The sequence below is a fragment of the Haematospirillum sp. H4485 genome (genome assembly GCF_012102745.1).
GTDB lineage: Bacteria > Pseudomonadota > Alphaproteobacteria > Rhodospirillales > Rhodospirillaceae > Haematospirillum.
The window spans coordinates 1-5,258 of record NZ_JAAVSY010000025.1; the positions used below are offsets into that span (position 1 = coordinate 1).

Genomic DNA, 5,258 nt, shown 5'->3' on the forward strand with positions numbered 1-5,258 from the left:
TTTGTTTAAGGAATTGTGTTGACGATTTTTGGATTGGGGCTTAGAAGGTGCGTCCCGACGCTGAGGGACTGGTTTTTCTGGTTTTGTTGGTGTCTGGTGCTGTTTTACAGAGTGAAGAGACGGAAGGGATACGTGGACGACCGTGTTTAGACGGTAGTCTGGTATCTTTGATTTAAGCATACGCTTTGTGAAGTTAAGAGACTGTCGATTATGACTTGAGAGTTTGATCCTGGCTCAGAACGAACGCTGGCGGCAGGCCTAACACATGCAAGTCGAGCGCCCGGATTTATCCGGGAGCGGCGCACGGGTGAGTAACGCGTGGGAACATGCCCTGAAGTACGGAACAACCTGGGGAAACCTTGGCTAATACCGTATACGCCCTGAGGGGGAAAGATTTATCGCTTTGGGATTGGCCCGCGTTGGATTAGCTGGTTGGTGTGGTAACGGCGCACCAAGGCGACGATCCATAACTGGTCTGAGAGGATGACCAGTCACACTGGGACTGAGACACGGCCCAGACTCCTACGGGAGGCAGCAGTGGGGAATATTGGACAATGGGCGAAAGCCTGATCCAGCCATGCCGCGTGAGTGAAGAAGGCCTTCGGGTTGTAAAGCTCTTTCAGCGGGGACGATGATGACGGTACCCGCAGAAGAAGCCCCGGCTAACTTCGTGCCAGCAGCCGCGGTAATACGAAGGGGGCTAGCGTTGTTCGGAATTACTGGGCGTAAAGCGCGCGTAGGCGGCTTTGTCAGTCAGGGGTGAAATCCCGGGGCTCAACCCCGGAACTGCCTTTGATACTGCAAGGCTTGAGTCCGTGAGAGGATGGTGGAATACCCAGTGTAGAGGTGAAATTCGTAGATATTGGGTGGAACACCGGTGGCGAAGGCGACCATCTGGCACGGTACTGACGCTGAGGTGCGAAAGCGTGGGGAGCAAACAGGATTAGATACCCTGGTAGTCCACGCTGTAAACGATGAGTGCCAGCTGTCGGAATGCATGCATTTCGGTGGCGCAGCTAACGCATTAAGCACTCCGCCTGGGGAGTACGGCCGCAAGGTTAAAACTCAAAGGAATTGACGGGGGCCCGCACAAGCGGTGGAGCATGTGGTTTAATTCGAAGCAACGCGCAGAACCTTACCAGCCCTTGACATGGGGATCGCGGAACCGGAGACGGTTCCTTCAGTTCGGCTGGATCCCACACAGGTGCTGCATGGCTGTCGTCAGCTCGTGTCGTGAGATGTTGGGTTAAGTCCCGCAACGAGCGCAACCCTCGTCCTCAGTTGCCATCATTAAGTTGGGCACTCTGGGGAAACTGCCGGTGACAAGCCGGAGGAAGGTGGGGATGACGTCAAGTCCTCATGGCCCTTACGGGCTGGGCTACACATGTGCTACAATGGCGACTACAGAGGGAAGCCACTTCGCGAGAAGGCGCAAATCCCAAAAAGTCGTCCCAGTTCGGATTGCACTCTGCAACTCGAGTGCATGAAGTCGGAATCGCTAGTAATCGTGGATCAGCACGCCACGGTGAATACGTTCCCGGGCCTTGTACACACCGCCCGTCACACCATGGGAGTTGGTTTTACCCGAAGACGGTTCGCTAACCGCAAGGAGGCAGCCGGCCACGGTAGGGTCAGCGACTGGGGTGAAGTCGTAACAAGGTAGCCGTAGGGGAACCTGCGGCTGGATCACCTCCTTTCAAGGATGTATCCGGGGCAACCTGGATCACCGAGAACACAACGCCGTGATATCACGGCATCGCACCGAAAGGTGCACCCGATACGGTCGTCCTCGTATCCCTTCCGCAGTCAGACGGTACCATTCATGGTACACGCCGGTGCACAGGCTCGGGCCTGTAGCTCAGGTGGTTAGAGCGTACGCCTGATAAGCGTAAGGTCGCTGGTTCGAGTCCAGCCAGGCCCACCACCGATGCCCAGGGACACCCGCGGCCCAGGGGGCTTAGCTCAGCTGGGAGAGCGATAGCTTTGCAAGCTATAGGTCATCGGTTCGATCCCGATAGCCTCCACCACCGCGCCGCACTGACTGCAGGGAAATCCGTTCGGGGCCATGCCCCGATACCGTCTCGTTGTTATTCATTGTAAAGAAGCAAGCAATTAAAGGGTCTAGTGACCGCGTTGGATTGCAGACCGGCACGTGCCGTCCGGAAGCCCGGATGGCGATGCCATGAAGGACTGCATGTTCAACGCATAATGTATGAATGCTGTGTTCCGTGTGCAGTGGTTTTTTCCCTGCGCATGGGCTCTCAAGCGTGACAAGGGCATCTGGTGGATGCCTTGGCACTGGAAGGCGATGAAGGACGTGGCACCCTGCGAAAAGTTCCGGGGAGACGGGAGCAATCTTTGATCCGGAAATGTCCGAATGGGGAAACCCACCGCATCTGCGGTATCTACACCTGAATACATAGGGTGTGGAAGCGAACCCGGCGAACTGAAACATCTAAGTAGCCGGAGGAAAGGAAATCAACCGAGACTCCGCAAGTAGTGGCGAGCGAACGCGGACCAGCCCAGTGGCTGCAGTGAAACAACCGGAAACGTCTGGAAAGGCGTGCCAGAGCGGGTGACAGCCCCGTACGGGTAAAAAACACTGCAGTCCTCGAGTAAGGCGGGACACGTGAAATCCTGTCTGAACATGGGGGGACCACCCTCCAAGGCTAAGTACTCTCCAGTGACCGATAGTGAACCAGTACCGTGAGGGAAAGGTGAAAAGCACCCCGACAAGGGGAGTGAAACAGTTCCTGAAACCGGATGCCTACAAGCAGTCGGAGCGGAATTCCTCCGGGAATGTCCGTGACGGCGTACCTTTTGTATAATGGGTCAGCGACTTACCGTATCAAGCAAGCTTAAGCCGGCAGGTGTAGGCGAAGCGAAAGCGAGTCTGAACAGGGCGTTCAGTTCGATGCGGTAGACCCGAAACCAGGTGATCTAGCCATGGTCAGGTTGAAGGTGGAGTAACACCTACTGGAGGACCGAACCCACGTCTGTTGAAAAAGACGGGGATGAACTGTGGCTAGGGGTGAAAGGCCAATCAAACCTGGAAATAGCTGGTTCTCCGCGAAAGCTATTTAGGTAGCGCGTCGGATCTATACCGCCGGGGGTAGAGCACTGGATCGGGACGGGGGGCGCGAGCCTTACCAACTCGAACCAAACTCCGAATACCGGCGAGTACTGTCCGGCAGACAGACGGTGGGTGCTAAGGTCCATCGTCAAAAGGGAAACAGCCCAGACCGCCAGCTAAGGTCCCCAAGTCATGGCTAAGTGGGAAAGGATGTGGGACGGCCAAAACAACCAGGAGGTTGGCTTAGAAGCAGCCATCCTTTAAAGAAAGCGTAACAGCTCACTGGTCTAATCAAGCTGTCCTGCGCCGAAGATGTACCGGGGCTAAAGCCATGCACCGAAGCTGCGGGCTTGTCTATGACAAGCGGTAGCGGAGCGTTCCGTAAGCCGGCGAAGGCAAACTGTGAGGTTTGCTGGAGGTATCGGAAGTGAGAATGCTGACATGAGTAGCGACAAACAGGGTGAGAAACCCTGTCGCCGTAAGTCCAAGGGTTCCTGCGCAAGGCTAATCCGCGCAGGGTAAGCCGGCCCCTAAGGCGAGGCCGAAAGGCGTAGTCGATGGGAACCACGTTAATATTCGTGGGCCAGGTGGATGTGACGCCCGTCGTAAATCGTTGCTCCTTATCGGATTGAAGCAGCGGTGAAGACGGGCCAGGAAATAACACCACCAACAATGACCGTACCCGAAACCGACACAGGTGGACTGGTAGAGTATACCAAGGCGCTTGAGAGAACGATGTTGAAGGAACTAGGCAAATTACTCTCGTAACTTCGGAATAAGAGAGCCTCGCCCGTGGGCAACCACAGGCGAGGGGCACAGACCAGGGGGTGGCGACTGTTTATTAAAAACACAGGGCTCTGCGAAGTCGCAAGACGACGTATAGGGTCTGACGCCTGCCCGGTGCCGGAAGGTCAAGAGGAGGGGTGCAAGCTCCGAATTGAAGCCCCGGTAAACGGCGGCCGTAACTATAACGGTCCTAAGGTAGCGAAATTCCTTGTCGGGTAAGTTCCGACCTGCACGAATGGCGTAACGACTTCCCCGCTGTCTCCAACATCGACTCAGCGAAATTGAACTCTCCGTGAAGATGCGGAGTTCCCGCGGTCAGACGGAAAGACCCCGTGCACCTTTACTACAGCTTCACAGTGGCATCAGATATTGGATGTGTAGGATAGGCGGGAGGCTATGAAACCAGGGCGCCAGCCCAGGCGGAGCCACCCTTGAAATACCGCCCTTCCCGTATTTGATGTCTAACCGCGTCCCGTAAGCCGGGACCGGGACCCTGTGTGGCGGGTAGTTTGACTGGGGCGGTCGCCTCCCAAAGAGTAACGGAGGCGCGCAATGGTTGGCTCAGAGCGGTCGGAAATCGCTCGACGAGTGCAAGAGCAAAAGCCAGCCTGACTGCGACACCGACGGGTGGAGCAGAGACGAAAGTCGGTTCTAGTGATCCGGTGGTCCCTCGTGGAAGGGCCATCGCTCAACGGATAAAAGGTACGCCGGGGATAACAGGCTGATACTTCCCAAGAGTCCACATCGACGGAAGTGTTTGGCACCTCGATGTCGGCTCATCTCATCCTGGGGCTGGAGCAGGTCCCAAGGGTATGGCTGTTCGCCATTTAAAGAGGTACGTGAGCTGGGTTTAGAACGTCGTGAGACAGTTCGGTCCCTATCTGCCGTGGGTGTAGGATACTTGAGAGGAGCTGTCCCTAGTACGAGAGGACCGGGATGGACGTACCTCTGGTGTACCAGTTGTTCCGCCAGGAGCACCGCTGGGTAGCTATGTACGGATTGGATAACCGCTGAATGCATCTAAGCGGGAAACCATCCTCAAAACAAGGTATCCCTTGAGAGCCGTGGAAGACCACCACGTCAATAGGCCGGGTGTGAAAGCGTGGCAACACGTGAAGCTAACCGGTACTAATCGCTCGATAGGCTTCAGAGCCCGTGCGCAGTGGTAAAGCCACTCAAAAAGCACGGAACACACCATTCATACAAAAAAAACTATACCCGATTTGTGAGATGTGATGACCTGGTGGTCATGGCGCTGGAAAAACACCCGATCCCTTCCCGAACTCGGCCGTGAAAAACAGCTGCGCCAATGGTACTTTGCCTCAAGGCACGGGAGAGTAGGGCGCCGCCAGGTCTTCTCATCTCTCAATTCAAAAAAACTTGCTTCTATACAAAATAA

At 55.7% G+C, this 5,258-nt stretch carries 2 tRNA genes and 3 rRNA genes; all 5 read left to right on the forward strand.

The window, feature by feature from the left end:
- The first annotated feature begins 211 nt into the window (after positions 1 to 211).
- Positions 212 to 1,697: ribosomal RNA gene (locus HEQ61_RS10985) — 16S ribosomal RNA — on the forward strand.
- Between the two features lie 150 nt (positions 1,698 to 1,847).
- A tRNA-Ile gene (locus HEQ61_RS10990) sits at positions 1,848 to 1,924 on the forward strand.
- A gap of 27 nt (positions 1,925 to 1,951) precedes the next feature.
- Positions 1,952 to 2,027 (forward strand) — tRNA-Ala (locus HEQ61_RS10995).
- 232 nt (positions 2,028 to 2,259) lie between these two features.
- Positions 2,260 to 5,012 (forward strand): 23S ribosomal RNA (locus HEQ61_RS11000).
- 86 nt (positions 5,013 to 5,098) lie between these two features.
- Positions 5,099 to 5,213, forward strand: a 5S ribosomal RNA gene (gene rrf / locus HEQ61_RS11005).
- Together the 16S, 23S and 5S rRNA genes with 2 tRNA genes alongside form the textbook arrangement of a ribosomal RNA operon.
- Positions 5,214 to 5,258 lie beyond the last annotated feature (45 nt).